At 56.8% G+C, this 21,208-nt stretch carries 13 protein-coding genes; 3 read left to right on the top strand and 10 right to left on the bottom strand.

Going from position 1 to position 21,208, the window contains the following annotated elements; genetic code table 11:
- The first annotated feature begins 431 nt into the window (after positions 1 to 431).
- Both VMJ32_14345 and VMJ32_14350 read left to right on the top strand, forming a co-directional pair.
- Positions 432 to 905: a hypothetical protein gene (locus VMJ32_14345; protein ID HTQ40203.1), complete on the top strand. Its 474-nt coding sequence runs from the start codon at positions 432 to 434 to the stop codon at positions 903 to 905.
- Between the two features lie 108 nt (positions 906 to 1,013).
- Positions 1,014 to 1,601, top strand: a complete 588-nt coding sequence (locus VMJ32_14350; protein ID HTQ40204.1) for a DNA-3-methyladenine glycosylase I — start codon at positions 1,014 to 1,016, stop codon at positions 1,599 to 1,601.
- 28 nt (positions 1,602 to 1,629) lie between these two features.
- On the opposite strand, the gene VMJ32_14355 is transcribed toward VMJ32_14350, so the two are convergent.
- The 8 genes from VMJ32_14355 to cyaB form a co-directional block, all read right to left on the bottom strand.
- Positions 1,630 to 2,148 carry a GNAT family N-acetyltransferase gene (locus VMJ32_14355; GenBank protein HTQ40205.1) on the bottom strand — a complete coding sequence of 173 codons (519 nt, stop codon included), beginning with the start codon at positions 2,146 to 2,148 and terminating at the stop codon, positions 1,630 to 1,632.
- Positions 2,149 to 2,172: 24 nt separating this feature from the next.
- The gene (locus VMJ32_14360; GenBank protein HTQ40206.1) at positions 2,173 to 2,844 is read right to left on the bottom strand and encodes a phosphatase PAP2 family protein; all 672 of its coding nucleotides are present in this window, start codon (positions 2,842 to 2,844) and stop codon (positions 2,173 to 2,175) included.
- Between the two features lie 210 nt (positions 2,845 to 3,054).
- Positions 3,055 to 4,659 (bottom strand): L-aspartate oxidase, encoded by a 1,605-nt coding sequence (gene nadB / locus VMJ32_14365; protein ID HTQ40207.1) that lies wholly within the window; start codon positions 4,657 to 4,659, stop codon positions 3,055 to 3,057.
- A gap of 54 nt (positions 4,660 to 4,713) precedes the next feature.
- Positions 4,714 to 9,321, bottom strand: coding sequence for a hypothetical protein (locus VMJ32_14370; protein ID HTQ40208.1), 4,608 nt, complete (start codon positions 9,319 to 9,321; stop codon positions 4,714 to 4,716).
- A 194-nt stretch (positions 9,322 to 9,515) separates the two neighbouring features.
- The gene (locus tag VMJ32_14375; protein HTQ40209.1) at positions 9,516 to 13,679 is read right to left on the bottom strand and encodes a CHAT domain-containing protein; all 4,164 of its coding nucleotides are present in this window, start codon (positions 13,677 to 13,679) and stop codon (positions 9,516 to 9,518) included.
- Entirely contained in the window at positions 13,676 to 15,406 is a 1,731-nt protein-coding gene (locus tag VMJ32_14380; protein ID HTQ40210.1) for a protein kinase, read from the bottom strand. The genes VMJ32_14375 and VMJ32_14380 overlap by 4 nt, the downstream gene beginning before the upstream one ends.
- A 156-nt stretch (positions 15,407 to 15,562) precedes the next feature.
- Positions 15,563 to 16,645 carry a dockerin type I repeat-containing protein gene (locus VMJ32_14385; protein HTQ40211.1) on the bottom strand — a complete coding sequence of 361 codons (1,083 nt, stop codon included), beginning with the start codon at positions 16,643 to 16,645 and terminating at the stop codon, positions 15,563 to 15,565.
- A gap of 74 nt (positions 16,646 to 16,719) precedes the next feature.
- Positions 16,720 to 17,307 carry a class IV adenylate cyclase gene (cyaB, locus tag VMJ32_14390; GenBank protein HTQ40212.1) on the bottom strand — a complete coding sequence of 196 codons (588 nt, stop codon included), beginning with the start codon at positions 17,305 to 17,307 and terminating at the stop codon, positions 16,720 to 16,722.
- 145 nt (positions 17,308 to 17,452) lie between these two features.
- On the opposite strand from cyaB, the gene VMJ32_14395 reads away from it, so the two are divergent.
- A complete protein-coding gene (locus tag VMJ32_14395; protein HTQ40213.1) occupies positions 17,453 to 18,103 on the top strand; it encodes a TlpA disulfide reductase family protein in 651 nt (216 codons plus the stop codon).
- A gap of 638 nt (positions 18,104 to 18,741) precedes the next feature.
- Here VMJ32_14395 and VMJ32_14400 read toward each other — a convergent pair.
- Together VMJ32_14400 and VMJ32_14405 are read right to left on the bottom strand one after the other, a co-directional pair.
- Positions 18,742 to 19,605 (bottom strand): hypothetical protein, encoded by an 864-nt coding sequence (locus VMJ32_14400; protein ID HTQ40214.1) that lies wholly within the window; start codon positions 19,603 to 19,605, stop codon positions 18,742 to 18,744.
- Between the two features lie 5 nt (positions 19,606 to 19,610).
- Positions 19,611 to 20,897 carry a DNA methyltransferase gene (locus VMJ32_14405; protein HTQ40215.1) on the bottom strand — a complete coding sequence of 429 codons (1,287 nt, stop codon included), beginning with the start codon at positions 20,895 to 20,897 and terminating at the stop codon, positions 19,611 to 19,613.
- Positions 20,898 to 21,208 lie beyond the last annotated feature (311 nt).

The following is a 21,208-nucleotide window of genomic DNA, read 5'->3' on the forward strand; positions in this document are numbered from 1 at the left end:
ACTAATTCCGGCAGTAGTTTACGGCGCTTATACTCCGCTGGCTAGTGAAGCACCGACGAATATCTCGTGCTGGGCTCAACCACTGTCTGCCCAAGAACTTACAATTCCAGAATCTAATCTGTCCAGACCAACTCCCTACGCAAAAAACTACGGTTTGGATCGCCCTCCGACGTGATACAATTCTTTTATCCGCTTCTCTTACCGGCTGCGAAACATGCCCCTACCCAATCTAGTCCCGACAACCTCCTCAATTTCAACCGCAGACTTCGCAGACTTTGCGGCGGCGGCGGCCAGACCCCTGCGCGAACGCTTCAAATACGCATTCATTCGCACTCATAAGCCTGTGCTGGACGATGTCGCGTTTCGAGCCTTCGATTCGCTGGCAGACTATCGGCAATGGTGCGAACAAAACTTACCTGATTGGCTCGGTTATGGGCGTGTTTGAATATCGTCAGGCTGAGGAAATTCGCGATGTTTTCGCACGGCACGGCATAAGGTTCCTATTTATTGGAAAATCCGGAGCAATTCTATTAGGCTTTCCGGACACGACACAAGATGCGGATCTGTACGTCGAAAAAAAGGAAGGAAATTGCCGCGCTCTCATTCTGGCTTTGCGCGAATTAAATTTTTCGCTGAGCGATCAGCAAGCCGCCGAAATCGAACAGGGCAAAGACTTCGTCCAACTCAAGAATGGCCCCTTCGATCTCGATCTGATCTTCGCGCCCGACGGAATCGAACAGTTCCAAGACGCCTGGCAGCGACACGTCAATGTCGAAGGCTTTCCAGTTTGCCACATCGACGACATCATCGCCAGCAAGGCAGCGGCCGGTCGGCAAAGAGATCTTGAATCGCTTCCTCGTTTGCGGTCCTTCCGCGAATACTGGATAAGACAACATCCAAGCTAATCTTCGCCGAGCGCTCCGCTGGCGCATCGCGGCTATACCCTGTCTCGTCCGTCACTCTCTTTCCCCACTCACTCCTAACCAATCACCACTTCCCATTCTTCGTTCCTCATGACCGCACTCGCTCGTTGCCCCTGGCCGCCGCTGGATGACCCTTTGTACGTGGCCTACCACGATACCGAATGGGGCGTGCCGCTGCACGACGACCGCAAGCTGTTCGAATTCCTCGTTCTGGAAGCGTTTCAGGCGGGCCTGTCGTGGCGCTGTGTGTTGCACAAGCGCGAAAACTTTCGCGCCGCCTTCGCCCGCTTCGATTTCAACAAAGTGGCTCGCTTCACCGCGCGCGATCTCAAGCGGCTGTCCGCCGATGCCGGCATTGTCCGCAATCGAGCCAAAATCAAAGCCACCGTGAACAACGCCCAGCGATTTCTGGAAGTGCGCGACGAGTTCGGCACGTTCGCCAAATACATGTGGCGCTGGGTCGACGGCCAACCCATCGTCAACCGCTTCCGCAGCATGAAGGAAGTTCCGCCGTACGACGATGTCGCCCTGCGCTGGTCGAAAGACCTGAAGCAGCGCGGCTTCCAATTCATGGGCCCGACGGTCGTGTACGCGCACATGCAAGCCGTCGGCATGGTCAACGACCACACGGTAGATTGCTTTCGTCACCGCGAACTACGTTTAGCCGCGAGGCGCTAGCCGTGCGCGCTATCTGAAACTCAGGCTCTCACCCATCCACCGGCTTCTCCGGCGTTTTCAAAATCAGTTGGTAAAAATCCAAATCGAGCCAGCGGCCGAATTTGAAACCCGCCTGGCGAATCGTCCCGCAGTGCGTAAACCCAAACTGCTTGTGTAGCGCAATACTGACAGCGTTCTGCGAATCGACTCCGCCAACCAGCACGTGGTAATTCTGCCCTTGGGCCGCCGCGATAATCTCGCGCATCAATAGTTTGCCCACCCCCTGCCCGCGAAACTGGGCATCGACGTAGAGCGAATGTTCCACCGTGTATTTGTAAGCCGGCCGCACTCGAAACACGCCGTACGTGCCAAATCCCATCAACCGGCCCGCTTCGTTCACGACGCCGATGATCGGATAGTTGCCCTTCCGCTTGTCGTCGAACCAGGCGTGCATCGAATCCATTGTCCGGGCGTGATAATCGTAGAGTGCCGTGGTGTTGGCAATGGCGTCGTTGAAGATTGCCAGGATTTGGTCGGCCCACTTTGCGTCGCATTGTATGACCTGCATCGGCAAACTCCGGCTGAGAGAATTTCAATCGTGAATCGTCGATCCATTCGCTTCCGGCTTCATCCAGTTCGGCAGGAAGCGCGCGGTCCAGCAGCCGCCGAGCCAGCCCAGGCAACTGCCGGCAATCACATCGCCCACGTAGTGATAATTGGTTGTCACCAGGCAAACCAGTAGCGCCAGCAAAACGATCCCCGCCGGCCACCGCCACTTTGGCCAAAACACCCACATCAGGGCCACCAACCCGCATGCGATGGTCGCATGGCCTGAGGGGAAGGAATCGTACGGCGAGCGACCCCCTTGGAACCAATGAAATTGGTAGGCCGCAGCGTTTTCGATGACGGAGTGCTCGTAGGCCAGCCAAAATTTGGGACAGGGCCGTCCAAAAATCCATTTCAGGCCTTGCTTCAAAATGAACATCGCCAGCACGTTTAGGGCCAGCACCGCGACCATCGCCTCCCACCGTCGCCACGGTCCCCAAAGTCGCCGAATTGCTGCCAAAACCAACAGCACGGGAGCCACAACCTCCATGCCAATGATTACATCGGGCGAATTAGAGATCCAAGCGGGCGACAGCCACGGATGATTGTCAGCCCACAGGGCGACGCTGCGATCAATCGCCACATAGCAAAACGCCACCAACACCGCACAAACCGTAAGTGCACCCACCGTTTGAATCACTAAGCGACGATTTGTCATCGACAAAAACTTCCCAAATCAAGCGCGGGCAACCCTGGCTGTGGCAGCGACTCCTGCGATGCATTTCCGCCCAATCGCATCATCATCCACCGTACCTACCCGCGCACGCCTTGAAATAGTGAACATAAATACACTGTCGCGTTCTGTCTCGTTCGTTGGCGTGGCGCTGCAAGTCGTTCTTCGCACAGGCCGCCGCAAAATAATTTTCGGTTAAACGCTCTGTCGAAACGCCTGGTGCCGCTGCCAGTGGGCATCGTCCGTCGCGGGAAAATCTGTCCGTACGTGTACGCCGCGGGTTTCTTCCCGCCGCCAGGCAGCCCGAATCATCAATCGCGAAATCGAGAGCATATTCTGCAATTCCCAGCCTTTGGGGTCGGTAAACTGCCGGGGCAGCACGTAGCGGCACCACCGGTCGATGTCTTCCGCGGCGGCGGTCAAATGTTCGGCATCGCGCCGCACGCCGCAGGATCGCCACATCAACGCTTTCAGCGAATTGCGGATGTCGGCCAAATCCAACGGCTCGCCCCCGTCGACCACCGGCGGATTTTCCAGCGGCAGCACTTGGAACGTGTCGGGCACGCGCGCCGCTGCTTCCGAGGCGCCCGCCCCGGCATACGTGCCGAACACCAATCCTTCCAACAAACTGTTCGACGCCAACCGATTGGCGCCGTGCAATCCGCTGGAAGTCACTTCTCCGGCCGCCCACAAGCCCGGCAGCGTGGTGTGGCCCGACAAATCCACCGTCACTCCGCCGATCATGTAATGCGCTCCCGGACGCACGGGAATGGGATCGCGCGTGATGTCCAATCCAAACTCGGCGCAAATGGCGGCCATGCCGGGAAACCGGGCCCGAACCACGGCCGGATCCAAATGGCTCATATCCAAATACACATTCGGATGCCGCGTTTTTTCCATCTGCGAAACTATGGCTCGGCTTACCACGTCGCGCGGGGCCAATTCGCCGCGCGGATCGTAATCGGGCATGAAGCGGTATCCGTTCCGATCAGTCAATTGCCCTCCCGCGCCGCGCATGGCTTCGGTAATCAAATTACGGCTGCTGCCGGCAATATACAACACCGTGGGATGAAATTGCATGAACTCCATGTCGCGCAGTTCCGCGCCCGCCCGCCATGCAATGGCCAGCCCGTCGCCGGTGGCCACTTCCGGATTCGTCGTCTCGCGAAACACTTGCCCGCAGCCGCCGGTGCACAAAATCGTCTGTTTGGCCCAGACCAGGGTTTTGCCATGTTCGGCATTCCACACCAGCGCGCCGCGGCAGTTCCCCTCGAATGTGAGCAGATCGATCGTGAATGTGTCTTCCCACATTTGCACGTTGGGCAATCCGGCGGTGTGGGCGATGACGGCCCGCATCACTTCCTTGCCGGTGGCGTCCCCCAGCGCGTGCACAATGCGATCGTGGCTGTGGCCCCCTTCGCGCCCCAAGGCCAGCTCGCCGGCTTCCACATCGAAGTGCGTGCCCCACTCGATCAACTCGCGAATTCGCTCCGGCGCATCGCGAACCACCATTTCCACCACGGCCCGGTCGCACAGTTTGCCGCCGGCCGTCAGCGTGTCGGCAATATGATCTTCAAAGCGATCTTCCGGGTCGAGCACTCCGGCAATGCCGCCTTGTGCGTACGCGCTGTTCGATTGCCGCGAAGTTTCCTTGGTGATGACCAACACCGAAAGCAGGGGATCCACGGCATTAGCCGCCCGCAAACCGGCCAGCCCGCCACCAATAATCAGCACGTCGGCAAAATGATGCGGCACCCGTTTGGGATGAAACGGCACAAGATAACGCGGCGCAGAGTCCATAATTCGTCTTACTCTACACCGGCAACAGGCCACCGACCACTGGCCACGGTCCAGTTACTTGCCGCTGTTAATTCCCTGGCTGTAAGCCTTGTACTGTTCCATGTATTCCGGCGGCGGAGTGGTGTGGCGCCCGCTCGACAGGCCGCGCTGCTCGTCGCTGGTGATCGTATTGCCGGAGCGATCGGTGCGGTCGGGCCGCAACCCCAGGCTGCGCAGTGCGTCTTCCGCCTCCCGCCGCGCCGGATCGTTCGGATCGGGCCGCTGGGCATCTTGCAACCGCTGCTCCTGACGCTTGATGAAATCTTCGGCCTCGGCTCGCGTCCAACCCAAATTCTTCAGCAACTCGTTCCCTTCTTGGCCGTTTTTCATCGCGTTTTTCAGGTGCTCCAGCGCCAGCTCCGTGGCCTTTTTGGCGTAATCCAAGTTGGCATTATCAGGCTTGGTTTGCGGACCATCCGCCGCAGCGCCGCTGTCGCCGTTTCCCAATCCGCCCATTCCATTGGCCGCGCCCTGCGAAGGCGGATGCGGATAGGCAGGGTCTTCCCGCTGCGGCGCATTGGGAGTAAATCGCGAAGGGGCCGGTTGCGAATCGTCCGATTTCGGTTGCTCGTTCGGTTTTTGATCCGACTGATTTTCGCGCTGGCCCGTGGGCTTCGCTTGCGAATGGCTGCTGGACTTCGAATTGGAAGCAGAGCTGGAGTCCGAATTGGAACTCGGCTGGCCGCCGTTCGCGGAGCCATCGCTCGATTCGTTTTTATTTTGCGAATCCGAATTCGATTTGGATTCCGGACTGGACTTGGATTCCCCGTTGTTGGGCGTGCCGCTGGAAGAGCCTTGACCTTTTTGATTTCCTGCCTGGGCCGTAGGCCGATCCGATTTTTGATCTCCCCCGGGCTTGTCTGATGACTCACCCTTGCCAGGTTCTTCCGACTTGCCGGCGCCTTGGTCTGACGGCGTGTTCTGGCCGGCGCTGCCTTTGCCTTGGCTGTTGGCCCCTTGTCCGCCCCCTTGGCCACCATTGCCCGATCGATCGCCGTCTTGCTGCCCGCGCGTGTTCGAGGGCCGCTGACTGTTGCTGGACGATTGTGCGTCCGAAGATGACGAATCGTTCGGCTTGTTGGAGTCGCCCGAGGGCTTTTCGCGGGGCTGCCCATTTTGCTGCCCAGTGGGAGAGCTTTGCTGCTGATCTTTGCTTTGGCTGTCGCCCGACTTGCTTGGCGAACCAGCGGAAGTATCGGGCTGCGATTGCTGCGAACGGGTGGCGTTATCGTCGGACGATTTTTCTGACGGCTTCCCTTGTGGCTGGCCGTCTTCAGTCCGCGAATTCGATTTTTCCAACGTCGATTGATTCTCTCCATTGGATGGCGACTTGTCGCCCGATTTCTGTCCGTCTGTGCTTTGTCCGTCTTTGCCCTGCTCGTTTTTGCTTTGATCTTCTTTGCTCTGGCCGTCCTTGTTCTGTCCTTCTTTGTTCTGTCCGTCTTTGCCTTGGCCCTTTTCGCTCTGGCCTTGTTCACTCTGGCCACCGTTGTTCGCTGGCGATGGGCTGCCAGATTTCGAGCCTTGGGCATCGGATGATTTTTCCTTGCGTGGCTGCCCACCATCGTTCTTTTGGCTATCAGGTTTGTGGCCGTCTAACTTCTGGCCATTTTCAGTCTGCGGTCCCTGCTGAGACTTTTCGCCGTCTCCAGTGGGCTGCCCGCCATCGGTCCGCTGATTATTGGCGGAAGCTTGCCCGTTTTCGGGTTTGGAACTGTTTCCAGAAGTTTGATCGCCGCCGGTTTGTGAATTTGGATTCTGATTGTCGGTGTTACCTTGCTGAGCATTCGATTTGCCGTCGTTTTCGGATTCGCCTTTGTCGGATTTTCCGCTGGCCGATTCATTCACGCCGGATGGTTTCGCGCCAGCCTGTTCCTGCTTGTCATTGTTTTTGTGTTGTTCCCCTTGATCGTTCTTTGCACCGGCTTGGTCGGATTGCTTCTCAGATAATTGCTCATCAGTCGGCTGCTTGTCAGAGGTTTGCTTGTTGGACGGGGGCTGATCGGACGATTGCTTTTCGGGCTGCTGCTTGTCGACGTTTCCGTTTTGTTTGCGATCATTCACTTGGCCCTGTTGATTGGCGCCGGGCTGCGATTCCTGCTTTTCAAAGCGCTGCAGGATGCGTTCCACGCCCTTGCCGTCGTCGCTTCCGTCGGAAGGAACCGGAGCACTCTTGTTCGGCTGCCCCGAGGATTGCTCTTGGCCACCAGCCGAGGACGAACGATCGCCGGAACGACCCTGATTGTTCTGCGAGCCGTCGCTGCTTTGTTTTCCGGATTGCGTTCCGCTTTGTGCTCCGTTTTGTTCTGATTGCGATTGATCCTGAGCGCCCGACGATGAACCGGCGCCCGATTGTTGCGATCCGCTTTTTCCGCTCTGTCCGCCGCGTGAATTGCCGCCTTGATTCCCTTGCTGCTGATCTTTGTTCTTCTGCTGATTGTCGTTGTTCCCCGGTTGATTATCTTTGCTGGTTTGCTGTTGATCGTTGCTCGACGACTGATCGTTGGACTGATTGGGCCGTTGATGGGCGTCGTTTTTTTCCGGGTTTGGTTGTTGTGCGTCGGAATTTTGAGGCGTGTTGCGGCGTGGTTCGTTGTCTTGGGGGCGCTGCTCGTTTTGCGGATTGTTTTTGTTACCCGGCTGTTGGGGCGGCCGCGGCTTGTCGGCCAGCGGCGCTGCGGTTTGATCTCCGGGATTTTTGTCGGCGTTCGGAAGCTGGGGTTGATGGTTGGACTGCTGTCCATGATCCAAATCGTTTTCATTCTGCCGTTGATTGTTTTGATTGTTCTGCTGATTATCGCCGTTGTCAGGCTGCTTTTCATTCGGGGGATTCTGCGGTTGCAAATCGTCATTTTTGGAAGCGCGGTTTCCCTGACCTTGATTTTGTACTCGGCCGTCGTTGCGCACATCAGACGGTGCTTTCGTTTGATCCTGGGGCGCGTCGTTTTGCGCAAGCGGATCAGCCTGTTGCCGAGGGTTGGCATTTTCGGCCGCGACAATACGAATCCGCCGCTCTGAAGACGTCGATTCGTTGGCTTGCGGCGTTTTGTTATCGTCCGCCACCGCTACATAACGCACGATGTCTCCCTCTTTCAAACCCAACTTCGCAGGTGAAAATTGATATTTTCCGTTGAACGGACCTACGTGCGGCGCATCGGGCAACAACGCTTGATCGACCAGCGCGCCGCGCTCGGTTTTGGCCAACAGTTTGACGCCGCTCAGCGCAAAGTCGGGATCGATCGCGCGCACTTCCAGCACGACGCTGCCATCTACGGGCACCGAGATTTCGTCTTGTTGCGGGGCCAAAAACGCCACTTCGGGCGGCAGATCGGGCACCACTTCGATGCCGTGCTTGATGGGTTCGGGATTTTCCAGCCCTTGCATATTGACGATCTGCAACTGGTAACTGTCGTATCGGGGCGCGGTGCGGGCATCGTTCAGCGACAGGATGAACGAAATCGTGGCGTCCTGCCCGTCGACTTTCATTGCCCCGTCAGATTTGCCGTCGCAGTTAAAATCGATCGAAGCCGATTTAATCGGCTGATTGGCCGCGCCATGAATGGTGACCTGCGTGCCTTCCAGCGCCTTCAAATCGCCGCGGTGCGGCACCGTGACTGAATCGAGCCGAGTGTAGGCCGGATACTTGTAATCGACACGGTCCACGACAATTGTTGGCGCAGGCACCACATGCACATGGTAAATGCTGCTAACGGCGTCGCCCGCCTCGATTCGATAATCAACGTCTTGCTGAATGCCCTCCTGACTCTCCGGCAGAACACCGGTGTGGCGATAACCCTCCGGCACGTGCAGCTCGATTGCCTGGTCGACAATTTGGCGATCGGCCGTGGTGTACAACAGCTTGACATTTTCGTCGCCGCCCAAACCTTGAATTTCGGCGGAAACTGGCACCGGCTGGCCGCGAAAGACCGTGGTATTGCCCGGCCGAATGTCGAGGATGCTGACGCGCGCCGGCGCCGGGACATCGACCCACGGCAAAACAACGCGCTGAACCGTGGTAAAAGGATCCTTAGGCGAAAAGACAAAGTATACAGCGAAAGCAATCACGCAGCCGATCAACACATAACCCAAATGAATCAGACGAGTCCGATCGACGGCACTTTCCACGTGAGCGCCGGAAAGGTCGGTAACCGCTTGTTCCTCCAGCGCGTTGTAAACCACTTGATGGAGGCTGTTGCGTTGCTTGCGAAACAGTAAAAAGTTAATCAGGCTGTTTTTAAGCGAGGGCTTGCTGCGTTCAATGGTTTGCGCCGCGTAAATCGGATTCACCCGGCCAAATACCGCCGGCAAAACGGCGGTCGCCAACCAATAGCCGGCGCCGAGGATCAGCATTCCAAACAGAAAAAACCGCTCCGCAGAACTCAGCCCGCCGTGAAGCACCCAATGATCGAACACCACCACCAATAGGAAAAACGCCAAAGCCGCCACGGCCAATGTCATCAGCCCGACGGCAACTTCCACGGCTTTCACCCGACTGCGGGTTCGACGCAACTGCCCATCGATTAACTGGTCGCGATGGGAAGCTTTGCCGACAGATGATTTGCCGCCTGGCTTTTGCGGCGTCGGCCTAGAACCGGAATCTGGCGATGCAATTCCTGTGGCCACTTGGTGTTCCTCGCTGCCAGCAATCCTGCTTAACTGCCCTAACGGCAGTCGAGCGGGGACGGTAGTTTAAGCCACTGTCCACTTATACGATTATAGACGCTACTTAGGCTTCGTTTGATCCCCGCCTATGAAAATACCGTGAAATGCGGCAATCTCCGGCCCTTTTGAATACCATTGCGAAGAATGCCTCCGCCTTATCTTGCCGGGCCCATTAGTACAAATGGCGCCCAATAATATGGCGACGACCATTTGGATTGTCCCCGCACGTATTTTCGGGCCTCGGCCAAGGCGACGGCGTAATTTGGTTTTTGACCGGCACGGAGCGCCTCGCCCAAGCCGGCTGCGAAGGCGCCGATCAGTTCTGACGTCGACTCGTCATCGACATCCCAATGGCTGCACACCACACGTCGCGCTCCGGCCGCCAAAAACGCCCGAGCCATGGTGGAACCAGCTTCCAGCGGACGATCCGGGCCCACGTTCGTTTGGCAGGCGCTGAGCACAACCAATTCGCAGTCTCCCAGCGGCAGACCATAGATTTCGAACAGCGACAGAAAGCCATCGTTCTCGGTCGTAGTGTTCTGGAAATTCTCCGGCTGTGTTAACGCCAGCGCGCCGAATAAATTTTGATATTGCTGGTCGACCAGGCCATGCGCCGCCAAATGCACAAACCGCCGACCAGATAATTGCTCGCGCACATTAAGTTCCGAGGCCTTGCTGTCTTCTAGCGTGGTCACATTACTCACGCCTGCGGAGCGCAGGGCGGCGGCAACCTTGCGGCATTCGGTCGATGTGCCGGGGAGGGGCGAAAGGGTGCCCCCCGCGGCCATATAATCGGCCAAGGCCACGTCGCTGGAAGAGCGACTAACCGCCGGATCAATTTCTGGATAGCGCGGATTGCCGACGGTCAGCAAGGAATAATCGTTCACACTGTCTGGAGATTTGCGCTCCGCAATTGCCGCCAAAATCATCGCCGATGGTGCATAAGCGATGGGGGGCAGTTCATCGAGCAAATAACGAGGCGGATCCACGGACACACATAATGCTTCCAACGGAAGCTGGTCCAGCGCTCCATCGGGAACCACGGTAATATACCGTGGATTGAGGCGATGCAATTCTTCGCGCACGGGCGGCGGAACGAGGATGTCGGTAATCATCGTTTGCTCAATCGGTCCCACGGCATACTTAGCGCTCGTGATGGCCTTTGCCCCCAAACCACGATTGGCGCCGCGCGTTTGCTCGGGTTCGCAAAGCGTTGTCACGTAACGGAACACCAATTGGGCGGCCGCTTGGCGCGACAGCGGACCGGGCGGAATGCCCAACCGCGACGATTGCTCCGGCGATACCGTCAGGCAGTAGTGCGTGACCTCGCTCTTGCTGTTTGAAGCATTGCCACTGTAGGAATCGCCGGCGTTCTCCACAGCGGTGTGATCGATGGAAGCATTGTGCAAGTTCGAATTGCCATCGATCAAAAACAAGTGTCCGCCGGTTTGACCGAGATTATAAAGCAGCATGACGCTGTCGGAAGACAACACGTGGGGCTTGACGACGGGCCACGCTTGCAAACCGCGATTGCCCAAGAGCAATTCCCGATAAAAAGGGCTTGCGTCGCGGATGGCTGTTTGGATATCTGCATATTGTCGGCGCAATTCGGCCAAGCGGCGTGCCAACTCGGCCGAGTCGCTGGCAGAATTGTCTACGGAATTGCTTAATGATTCTGCTTTGCTGGTCTGGTTTGGCAACTGATTTGTTGCGTTGGCCGCGGCTCCAGCGTCGTCTTCAGAAGCAAGCCGCTCGATCGCCTTGGCCTGCAGTGCATGATATTGCGACAAGATTTGCTTTTCGTCATCGAGCAAGTGTTCCTGGGGCGTGCCCCGTAGCGAGGCTCGCAAATCAACGCCCACCGCTCGCATCTCGTCGAGAAAAGTTCGATTGCGGCCTGCCTCGGCATAACTCAGCGCATCGTCCCAGCGATTTTCCTCCACGCTCCAATCGACCAACAAATCAAACGCCGCTGAAAATTGTGCAAAATATACGGCCCGTTTCGCCTCGCCGCCCGTGGTTTCTGCACGTGGCGATTCAATGACCCGCACCGCTTCCTGCAAACACTCCAAGGCTTCGTCCTTGCGTCCCAGTTTGCGGAGCACCTGGGCACGGTTCACCAGCGCCATGTAGTGCATGGCGGGGTAAGCTTGAACGATTTCCTGCAATGCGACGGCGCGGCGCGAAATGGCTTCCGCCTCGTCGAGCTTGCCTTGTTTGACGGCGACTTGGCCCAAATAACTCAAGCAGCGAAAGGCCACGGCGGTTTGGCCATTTTGCTGGGCGATTTGCAGCGCCGATTGCCACGTTTCTTGCGCGGCGTTCAAATCACCCCGGCGATATTGCAGCGTAGCTGCCAGATGCAACACATTGGCTGCGGCGGGCTTTTGCAGCAAATGATGCAGGGTGCAAAGATCAAGCGCGGAATGAATATGGGAATCGGCTTGTTGTAGCGCCGCGTTGACCGCGCCTACGGGCTGATCGCTGGAAAGATTGACTTGGTTCTCTTGCGATACTGGAACCATCGATTCATCCTGCGGCGAAACATCTTCGGCCAAATAGAGGGACGCCAAAGCAATGTGAAACGGCAACAGCGCAAGATTGGTATCTGAAGGATGCCGTTTTTTCGCCAGAGCCAGTGCTTGCTCGCAAGTTGTCGCGGCGGCATCGAACTGTCGCTGTGCTTTGTATAACATCGATAAATCGAGCAGCGTAGCGCCCAGCAATTCTTCCGCACGAGGGTTATCGACATTTGCCAGAGCGCGGCAAACTGACTCCGCTTCCCGGAAATTCGTCACTGCCTCGTAGAATTGGCCTCGAGCGTTTTGCACTGCCGCCAAATTCGAAAGCGTATCGCCCAATTTGACGTCGTCCGGCGACAGAGCCGTGCGATACAACGCGAGCGCTTCTTCCAACAGCGATTGAGCTTGGGCAAAGCTGCCGGTTTGACGGGCGATTTCCGCCAAATTTACCAGCGTTCCAGCCAACTCCGCGGGTGCCGGGGGAATACGAGCGCGCCAAAACTCGGCCGCTTGCTGCAAGAGGGGCCGGGCTGCGTTCCAATCGTCGGTTTTGGCCAAAAACGCTCCCAGCGCCGTCTGGGCGCGAATCAGGGCCGGATCGTCAGACCGCAGCCGCGGTTCTAATCGTTGGAGCAATTGTCGTGAGATTTGCACGCCGTCCGACCAGTCGCCCAACCGCAAATCAATTTCTTGCAGTCCCTGAAGACATTGCAGCTCGAGGAATTTTGCTTCGGGTTTGCTATTCGCCTTGCCGGAATCGTCGGTCGCTTGGCCTAAAAGTTCGTGATACAGTTTTGCCGCCGATTTCCATTTCTCTACAGCATGCGCATCTTCTCCCAACGCTTGCAGTGCTTGGGCCAAGCGATTGAAAAGCGCAGCTTGTGCGACGGTTGGTTCGCTGTGATCGGCCTGTTGCTGCCAGTCCAGTGTTTGTTCTAAAGCCGTGCGTTCCGCGGCGTAATTGTGCTCCGCATGGCGACATTGTGCCAATTCATCACTCAAATCAATCCGTGATTTTTCATCCCGGTCTGGCAGCCCATCGCGTAACAAACGATCAACCAGCGCAGCCGCCTCGCCTGCGCGGTTCAATGCCAACAAACATTCAGTCTGCAATTTCGTTGCCGTCAACAATTGCTTCGCTTCCGAACGGCTACGCAGGCAACCGCTAACGGCCTGGCTGGCATTAGATTCTGCTAAGGTCCACTGTTGTTGAGCACGTTGTTGGGCAATCGCCTGGCCATGGGCGCTTTCTTGGGCAGCAATTGCCCGGGCCAGACGAACTTGAACGTCGGCTTCCCACGTTGGGTCGTTTAGCCGCGCGCCTTCCGGCAGCGCGAACGCCGCGCGCAGGGATTTTTCAGCTTCTGCTGGCCGATCCAATGCCATTTGCAAATCAGCCATCGTGAGTGCCAGGGTCTGGCGTTGAATATTCAGTTTGGCGGGTGAGTCTTGCGTTTGACGATCGAACAGCTGTTCGCGGCGACGCGCATATTGGAGCGCCACATCAAAACGGCCTGAAGCTTGATTGACTTCCACCGCTAAATCCAGCGCGGAAATCAAAATCGGCTCAGAAAGGTTGGCGGCCGCGCGCGGTTCCAGCAATTGGTCGAGCATGTCCACGGCCTGACGGTATTGGCCAGCGTGGTACAGGTCGTTCGCTAATCGCACGTCGGCCGGTGGCATGTCGGCGAGCAGGACGCCGACCATCAGCCACAGTCCGCACAAGCTCAGAGCCCAAGCGGCCTGCGCGGCCAACCGCCAGCGACGCGGCGACTCGTGGTCCGGCACCCTAGTCACGGTTTTGTCCCTTCTTCAAAGAACAACCAACCGCGATAGGTGCTAAACCGAGAATCTAATTCCGGCTCCAAAGCCTGGACGGCGCGCTTGGTCGTTACGATCGGGTTCATTCCCAGGCCGCGCGCATTCGCAACCAACGCCAAGTCCGGATGGACAAACTCCAGCATTTGCCTGGGGCGCGTCAATTCGTCGTTCAGCACAAAGGTGAGATGCTCAAATTGATCCAGGTCCACGGCCGACAACGGTTTTTCAGCCGTGGCAACCAACGCCAGTTGCGCGCCGGGATCTCCCTCCACGGGCCAGCATTTGGTCGACCCGTTTTGCTCTGCGCCCGGCGGACTCCAAACTTCCTTGACCACGTGTTGCTGTCCCAAATCCGCCTCGGAGGCCGGCCACAAAAGCGTGGGCTTGCCGTGCGCGTCGTACCAGAGCAAATAGACATAGGCCGGCCGGTCGAGCTTCACGTGCAGTTGCACTTTGTCGCCCGTGTAAATCGGCGTTTGCTTGGGACTGAGTAGAACAAATTCGTCGGCCTGTAATCTCCGTTGCAATAAAATTTCCAGCTCGGGCGGCTTGGGAGCGACGGCAACCGCCGGCGCGGCGCTGGAAGCGCTGCTGGGCACCATCGTTTCTTCATCAGTACGATCCATTTGCCGACTGTGCAGGATCCACATGGCGGCCGCAACGATTAAAGCCATCGCCCCCAACGCGGCAATTAAATAATGCAATGCGCTGCGGCGTCGCGGCGGCCCGGCTAAAACAGCGCGCAACTCCGCCGCCATATCGGCCGCCGTGGTGAACCGGTCGGCCGGCTCCTTGGCCATGGCGTGCAGGCAAATCTGCTCCAAAGGCTTGGGAATATCGTCGTGAATGGTACGCGGCGGCGGCGGCGCGCGGAACTTCACCTGCTCCAGCAAATCGATCGAACTTTCCGAATTAAAAGGCCGCCGGCCGCACAGTAGCTCGTACAACACCACGCCCAGCGAATATATGTCCGATTGCGACGTCGCCCAGTGCGATTTCCCATCGGCCTGTTCCGGGCTCATATAAGCCACCGTGCCCAACACGCGGCCTGCGTCGTCGGTGAAAAAACTATCGTCCAATTTCGCCAAACCGAAATCGGCCAGCCGGATATGGCTGGAACGGTCGATCAGAATATTGGCTGGCTTGATGTCGCGGTGGACCAACCCCTGCAAATGCGCGTAATGCAAGGCATCGGCAGTTTCAGCGATCCAGCCAATGGCGTCCTCCCGTGTGAAATCAGCCGCATCGATGCGCTGCTTCAAATTACTGCCTTCCACATATTCATAAACAATGTAGCCCCGACCATCCTCTGTGCAGCCGGTATCCAAAACCGCGACAATCTCCGGATGCCGCAAGCGGGCCACGCTTTGCGCTTCGTGTAACAATTCGGCCGTGCTTTCATCCAGCGGCGAAGTACGCTGATGACGAAGCTTGATGGCCACATTCCTTTTCAGCTGCGGATCGTAGCACAAGTACACCGCACCAAAGGTGCCGGAACCAATTTGCTGGCGACACTCGTAACGGCCAATTTTGGCCGGTGGTTTCTCCACGGTAAAATCCTGCGGCGCTCGATCGGTTCCATCATGATCGCGCGGCACAGTCGCGCCCTGTATTTTTCCACCTCCGCTGCTCGAAGGCGGCCGTTGAAGGTCGCTAGGCGGGCGAACATCAAGCTGCGTGGTTTCATCAGGTGTGGGTAACATGGCTGTTCTCCAACGAGTGGTCGCTGCGGAGTGTCTTTCGTCTACATGTTGTAAGGTAATGATTGATGAGTTGAGTTTCTTATGCGTCCCGTATTTTCTGACCTCTGCGTGCTTTTTGCCCCACTTCCAATTGGGTTGAACTGTCGAGCATTCGATTTAATACCACAAACGACGAAGCAGCGTTCCCACGTTTCCGCTGCCTTGTTGACGCTGCCGACACATCCACCAAGCGGCGGCCGCAACCCCGGCGCCGGCTGGGATTGCCAACAACCATACATAACTGCGCCACGGGAACTCCGTAAGCTTTTCCACCACGGGCGCAAGCACAGGAGCTTCGGCCAGCGGCGCAACCACCGGCTGTTCCGCGGGAACCGACGGCACAACGGTTTTATGGACCGTCACTTCCCGTTTCACCACTTCATCACCGTATTCAATGGCCAGCAACTGTGGCTCTTCCACGTCGGCGATTTTCATGAGCATGTTTTCCACGGCATCGCCGCCGCCGGAAGATTGATGCGGAGCAAAGGCAACTAATGCGATGTCGCTGGTTGTCGAGCGCGTCGGCATCGGCGGGCCGTTGTTCGTCACCGTGGGCGGGCTCGGCTGCGAATCGCCCCCGCCACCTGCCAACAGCGCCTCGGCAGATCCCAAGGGGGTAAAAACACCGGCAGTGCGGCTGACACCACCCTGCGACGCAGGCGGCGCTGTGGATGAATTCGCTGGCGTCACGCTGGCTGCCACGTTCGACCCAGCGGGAATAATCAGCGGCACTGCATTTTGTGTCGGAGGCGGGGGTGGTGGCGGCTTCGGCGGGTTCCTGATCGCCTGCAACAAAAATTGCAAATCGGCGTTCGTGAATTTACCATCGCCGTTGGCATCGGCCAGGGTCACTAACTGCTGGTAGGTGAGACCGTGATTGTTGGCATAAGTGGTCGGGTCCACCAAAGCCATCTCCATAGCAATCACGTCGCCCGGATCGAGTTGGCCATCTTGATTTAAGTCTCCTGGCAAAGAAGCGGTAACCGCCGGCTTTACCACCGCGGCAGTCGCAGTTCTTGCCGACTGCCCGAGAACGGACGACGACACTTTTGCCATACTTACTGTTGCGGACAAACCCGTTGATGCTGCGCCGACGAGCGGCCGCGCAATGGTTCCCGCGCCCACCGATAGCATGGCGCGTAGTTCCAGTTGCTCGAAGGCCAAATACAATTGGCGCTTGTAAAGCCGCGCACGGCGCATACTTCACCCGTAGCAGAGTTCCAGGTGATTTTCAGACGAATGCCAAAAATCCCGACTCCCGCCCCGAAAAGCTATTATCTCAGCAGGGGAGTCGCGGTTGCAATGGTCGCTTCACGGCCGGCCAGCAGCAATTCCAGATAACTGCGGCGTTCGTTTCGAAAAAGTCCTACCGCGGAAGCCAGGGAAGCAATAGAAGATTTAGCGGCATCAAGGTCGGTTTCGGTAGCCAATAGCTCCAGTTCCAGAAATTGGCCCAAACCGTCCACCTGGTCGACGGCGGCTTCGATCGACTTTCCCTGCCACGGGACGGAAAACCGCCGGCGGGTTTTGCGCACGATGCCCACGGGCCGAAAGCCAAGCGACTCCAGCAGCCGGGCGAAGTCGGCCGCCATGGCAGAGCCGGAGGGCAAGGGGAGTTCAATCTCGCGGCGGGTTTTGGTCGTGGCGTCGAGTTTCGGCCCTTTGTACGTGATGAAGTTGTCGGCCGCCACGCTGCGCAGTCGCAGGGCTTCGTCGGTCTGTGCGAAATCGCGCGCCGGATGATTGAAATACTGGTCGACTTGCTCGACGACATCTTCTTCTCGCGCGCCCAATGCGCACAGCCGCCGCTCCACCCCGGCGACATCTTCCAGCGGAAATTTTTGCTCGACTTCAATGTGCATAAGATTCCACAATCGTCGATTATTAAGGTTGCTTTGCTCGTGCCCGTTTACTGCCGCGGGAGTGTCGGAACGGTGGCCACATTGTATCATTACTACGGAACTTCTGCGTAACGCTTCGCCACGAAAACCGAACCGAATGGCTGCCATGCCTGACGAAATGCAATCGGAACCAAACTCGCCGCCGCCGGCTCGTTCCGCATGGGGAACCTGGGGCGTGGTGGCCGTGGGCGCGGTGTTGGTGGTGCTTTGGCTGAGTTATCTCAGGCCGCACATTCAATTTCAGCAGGCGATCAATCAGCCGGGCGTGAGTCAGCCGCTGCCGGCGCTGGAGCTGCAGCCGCTGACCGGCGCGACCGAAGGCGTATCGCTGGAAGCGCTGCGGGGCAAAGTCACGCTGATCAACTATTGGGGACCTTGGTGCGGCTATTGCGTGGAGGAATTTCCGCACCTCGTGGAACTGTGGGACAAAAATCGGGGCAATCCGGAGTTCGCTTTCATCTCGGTTTCCAGCGGTGGCCACGCGCAGGAAAACGTATTGGAACTGAAGGATGAAACGGAAAAGTTCCTTAAATCTCGCGAGGCGACGTTTCCGACGTACGTTGACCCCGACGGAGCCAACCGCCAGGTTTTGGCGAGCGTGGCCGACATGAGGGGCTTCGTTTACCCGACGACGGTCCTGCTGGACCGGCGGGGAGTGATCCGCGCCCTGTGGTTCGGCTACGAGCCCGGCTACTCCGAGCAAATGGAGCAACTGGTTTCGCAACTGCTGACCGAGGGGAGCAACGCTAAACCATGAACGAATAGAAACCATAAACGGCGAAAATGGTGAGGAGGTGAAATGAGGGTGGGAAATATCCATAGTGAGCAGGCGCGGCGCGGATTGTGCGCTTGCGTGTGAAATGAGGGTGGGAACATCCGTGGTGAGCGGAGTGCGACATTCTCGAGATAAATGAGATATTGTTGGCGAAGTTTCCCTTCCGGCGCGCGCTGCCCTGCAGCGATGGGGGGATTTTCCCGAGGGATATAGCGATTTTTTGGCGGACGAAAAAAAATTTGCGCAGCGCAGGGGGAAAGTGTGGGCACGTAATGCTCGGGAAAAATAGGGTGGTGAACCAAACATCTTTCCAGCAACTTTCCCTTGTGGCGGGCATGGTAGCGTGGGGGAAGGGAGTGGAAGGTGGAAGACGGACCCAGGCGGCTGACAGCTTCCCGCGGCTTCCGCCTGCTGCCTGCCAGTGACGCATGAAACGCCCTAAACACGAAACGACGATTGGTTAGCGGGTTGAACATTTCCAGACCGTAGGCTGTGGGCACATTTTTTCTCAGGGCAGCGTATCGGCTTTCTAGCGCGCGGAGTGTGTGTACGATATAAACGTACACTATCTGAAATCCGCGTGAGATTCAACGGATTTTTGGGCCGATTTCTTGGCTGTCTTACAGCATTCCGCGCAAGAATGTAATAGCGGTGGTTTTATCCTTAAATTGTCCACGAATTTCATCGGAATTATTGTATCGAACACCAACCTCGTATCGTGTAAATGAGTCATGTGGACTGCTTTCATCAAAACCCTCGATAAACATAATTGCGTCGACGATGCTATCGAGAGTCCGGATAAGGCCATGAAGCGGTAATACGTAGACCTGTGCAACCTGCCGCGTTAAGGCCGTTTTCAGAGACGATACAAATTCGTCGATTTCAGCTTTGTGTTGGTTACGAAGAGACTGCGCAACGCCTTCCCGCTGCGGCGGCTTGAGTTTTTTATATGCCTTGACTTTGTGAAGGAGCGACCGATCGGGAGTTTCTTCATCGAAACCAGCGTCGATTCCTGCTATTGCAAACGCCTTAATTACGCTTTCATAGGGAAAATAAAGAACTGAGAATCCATGCGACCGAAGCTGAGTGAGTGAGCCCGTCGTGAAAACGCCACCCAGCACAACGCCCAGAAATGGGTGTTGGTCGCTGTATTTCTCAGCAAGTGGAATAATTGCCCCTTGAATTTCCTGCGCCTTATTTCTTGAGTGTTTTGTGTATCGTCTCCAAGCTATCTCGATAAAGGCTCTCGGCAAACCGATTACTTCGTCGTTTCCACCGGCTTCAAAAACGTAGTCGAGGTCATGGCTATTGCCTTTTCCGTCCATCCAGGCAACCTTCCGTTTTGAGCCGCGAACCTTGCGTTCTCCCTTTGCATCCAGATACATACCAAGCTCCGTGGCGGCGGCTTGCAGGATCGGCCGAATAGCCGTTTCCAGCGCGTCCCCAATAATCTGGCCAAAGCGGTGAGATGGTGAGTGTGCCATAAGATTTAACCTTCGACCCACAACCGCCCTTCACAAAGCGGCACTCGGTGTTTCCGGTTTTTCCATTTGGTATTTCGATCCCGAGTCTTTTCAAAATGGAATGACTTGAAGCCTGCGCGAATTGCGAGCATACCAATCCAATCAATAACTGGCACATAAACGCCGTAGGGAGCTGAGTCGCCTATCACAAAGCATACTTGACTTGGGCTGTCGCAGACGCGACGCAACGCATTCCAAGTTCTTGCCATGTCATGAAAATATGTCGCGATCATAAGGTGGTATGTTTTCCTTCCGCCTTTCGACAACCTGATTTTGGCCAAACGGTCACACACTTCGGAGATTTGAGGTCGGATCGGTGTGAGGAGAGGTTCGGCAATTGTCTCATGCAGATCGACAGCGCTTTCGGGCACCTGCTGGGTACAAGAGCGCATCAGGAAGCGGCGTACGCTCGCTTGTAGGTCACCCCATCCATTGATTTCTCGCAGAAAGCACATTTCCAAACGTGTGGCGTCAGCATAGTCGTAATTGTTGGGATACGGAGGCGATGTAATTACCAACGTAGCAAATTGGTCGGGCACGCCTCCACAATCTCGTGCATCACCTTGGATGAGGTTCGCTTGTGGGCCGTCGATTACCGATGACTTAGCCATGTCAGAAAGCATGACTCGACTGAGAGCATCGAACGCCGCATACGGACTTGCAGGGAATTTTTTTCTTTTCTTGGGTAAAACGTATTGCCATTGTGCCGTTCCCACGTGCGAACAGGCGCGAAGAATTCCTACTAATGTGAGCCATGCGAGGCGGGAAGCATGTGAGCCGTCGTCCATCGCTTCTAGTGCGGCCCGCAAGCAGTCGAGCTCGCCCAACGCTGCATCAGTAAAGCACTTTCGGATGAGTTGTGGATAGCCCTCGATTGAAGGCTTTCTATGTTGAGCACTATTGCGGATCGCTTTTGCCAATTTAGCGAATTCGTCTGCTTTCGATCGATGCAATAGCTTTGCGCTTGCGAGTCGGAATACAAACGGGTGGGCTTCGACACCGTATGCAGAGACACGAGCGTTTTCCGCCGCGATGAGCGTCGTACCTGATCCGGCGAATGGATCTAACACGCGGACATCGAGATTCTTGCGAGTGGTTTGAATCAGGTGTTGCGCCCAAGCTCCGGAGAAACCAGCACTAAATCGAATCCAACGGTGCACTGGCAGCCGCAGGTTATCGGCAAATGTTGTCGACGAGCGCTCTGTTTTGGGTTGATCAGCTTCAAGTTCACAAAATAAAAGAGACTGACGCATACGCCGAATGTGAAATAAAAGGATACTGTACAACTGAGCACAGCATAAGTTTATCTAATCTTTTCAGTATGACAACCGGGGCTAGGGCCGGCTTTACATTTGCACCCCTCACCGTGCCCTCTGTGTTCATACGGTCTACCGCCCTGCGCTCGACTGCCGTTGGGGCAGTCGTGCTCGGTTGCTGGGGCGAGGGAACCCCCGGCCGGACGCCGGAGCTAAGCCGCGGGCATTTGTTTGGTACCCAGGGATGGCATTGGGGGCGTTGTGGGATTGGAGCGCGACCAACGGTCGCGGCTTTATGCAATCGCGGC

It is taken from the genome of Pirellulales bacterium (assembly GCA_035499655.1).
GTDB lineage: Bacteria > Planctomycetota > Planctomycetia > Pirellulales > JADZDJ01 > DATJYL01.

Coding starts and splice junctions, on each gene's coding strand:
- cyaB (HTQ40212.1), bottom strand. CDS start 17,307: ATGCACATTGAAGTCGAGCAAAAATTTCCGCTGGAAGATGTCGCCGGG.
- VMJ32_14405 (HTQ40215.1), bottom strand. CDS start 20,897: ATGCGTCAGTCTCTTTTATTTTGTGAACTTGAAGCTGATCAACCCAAA.
- VMJ32_14360 (HTQ40206.1), bottom strand. CDS start 2,844: ATGACAAATCGTCGCTTAGTGATTCAAACGGTGGGTGCACTTACGGTT.
- VMJ32_14350 (HTQ40204.1), top strand. CDS start 1,014: ATGACCGCACTCGCTCGTTGCCCCTGGCCGCCGCTGGATGACCCTTTG.
- VMJ32_14355 (HTQ40205.1), bottom strand. CDS start 2,148: ATGCAGGTCATACAATGCGACGCAAAGTGGGCCGACCAAATCCTGGCA.
- nadB (HTQ40207.1), bottom strand. CDS start 4,659: ATGGACTCTGCGCCGCGTTATCTTGTGCCGTTTCATCCCAAACGGGTG.
- VMJ32_14345 (HTQ40203.1), top strand. CDS start 432: ATGGGCGTGTTTGAATATCGTCAGGCTGAGGAAATTCGCGATGTTTTC.
- VMJ32_14400 (HTQ40214.1), bottom strand. CDS start 19,605: ATGGCACACTCACCATCTCACCGCTTTGGCCAGATTATTGGGGACGCG.
- VMJ32_14395 (HTQ40213.1), top strand. CDS start 17,453: ATGCCTGACGAAATGCAATCGGAACCAAACTCGCCGCCGCCGGCTCGT.
- VMJ32_14380 (HTQ40210.1), bottom strand. CDS start 15,406: ATGTTACCCACACCTGATGAAACCACGCAGCTTGATGTTCGCCCGCCT.
- VMJ32_14385 (HTQ40211.1), bottom strand. CDS start 16,645: ATGCGCCGTGCGCGGCTTTACAAGCGCCAATTGTATTTGGCCTTCGAG.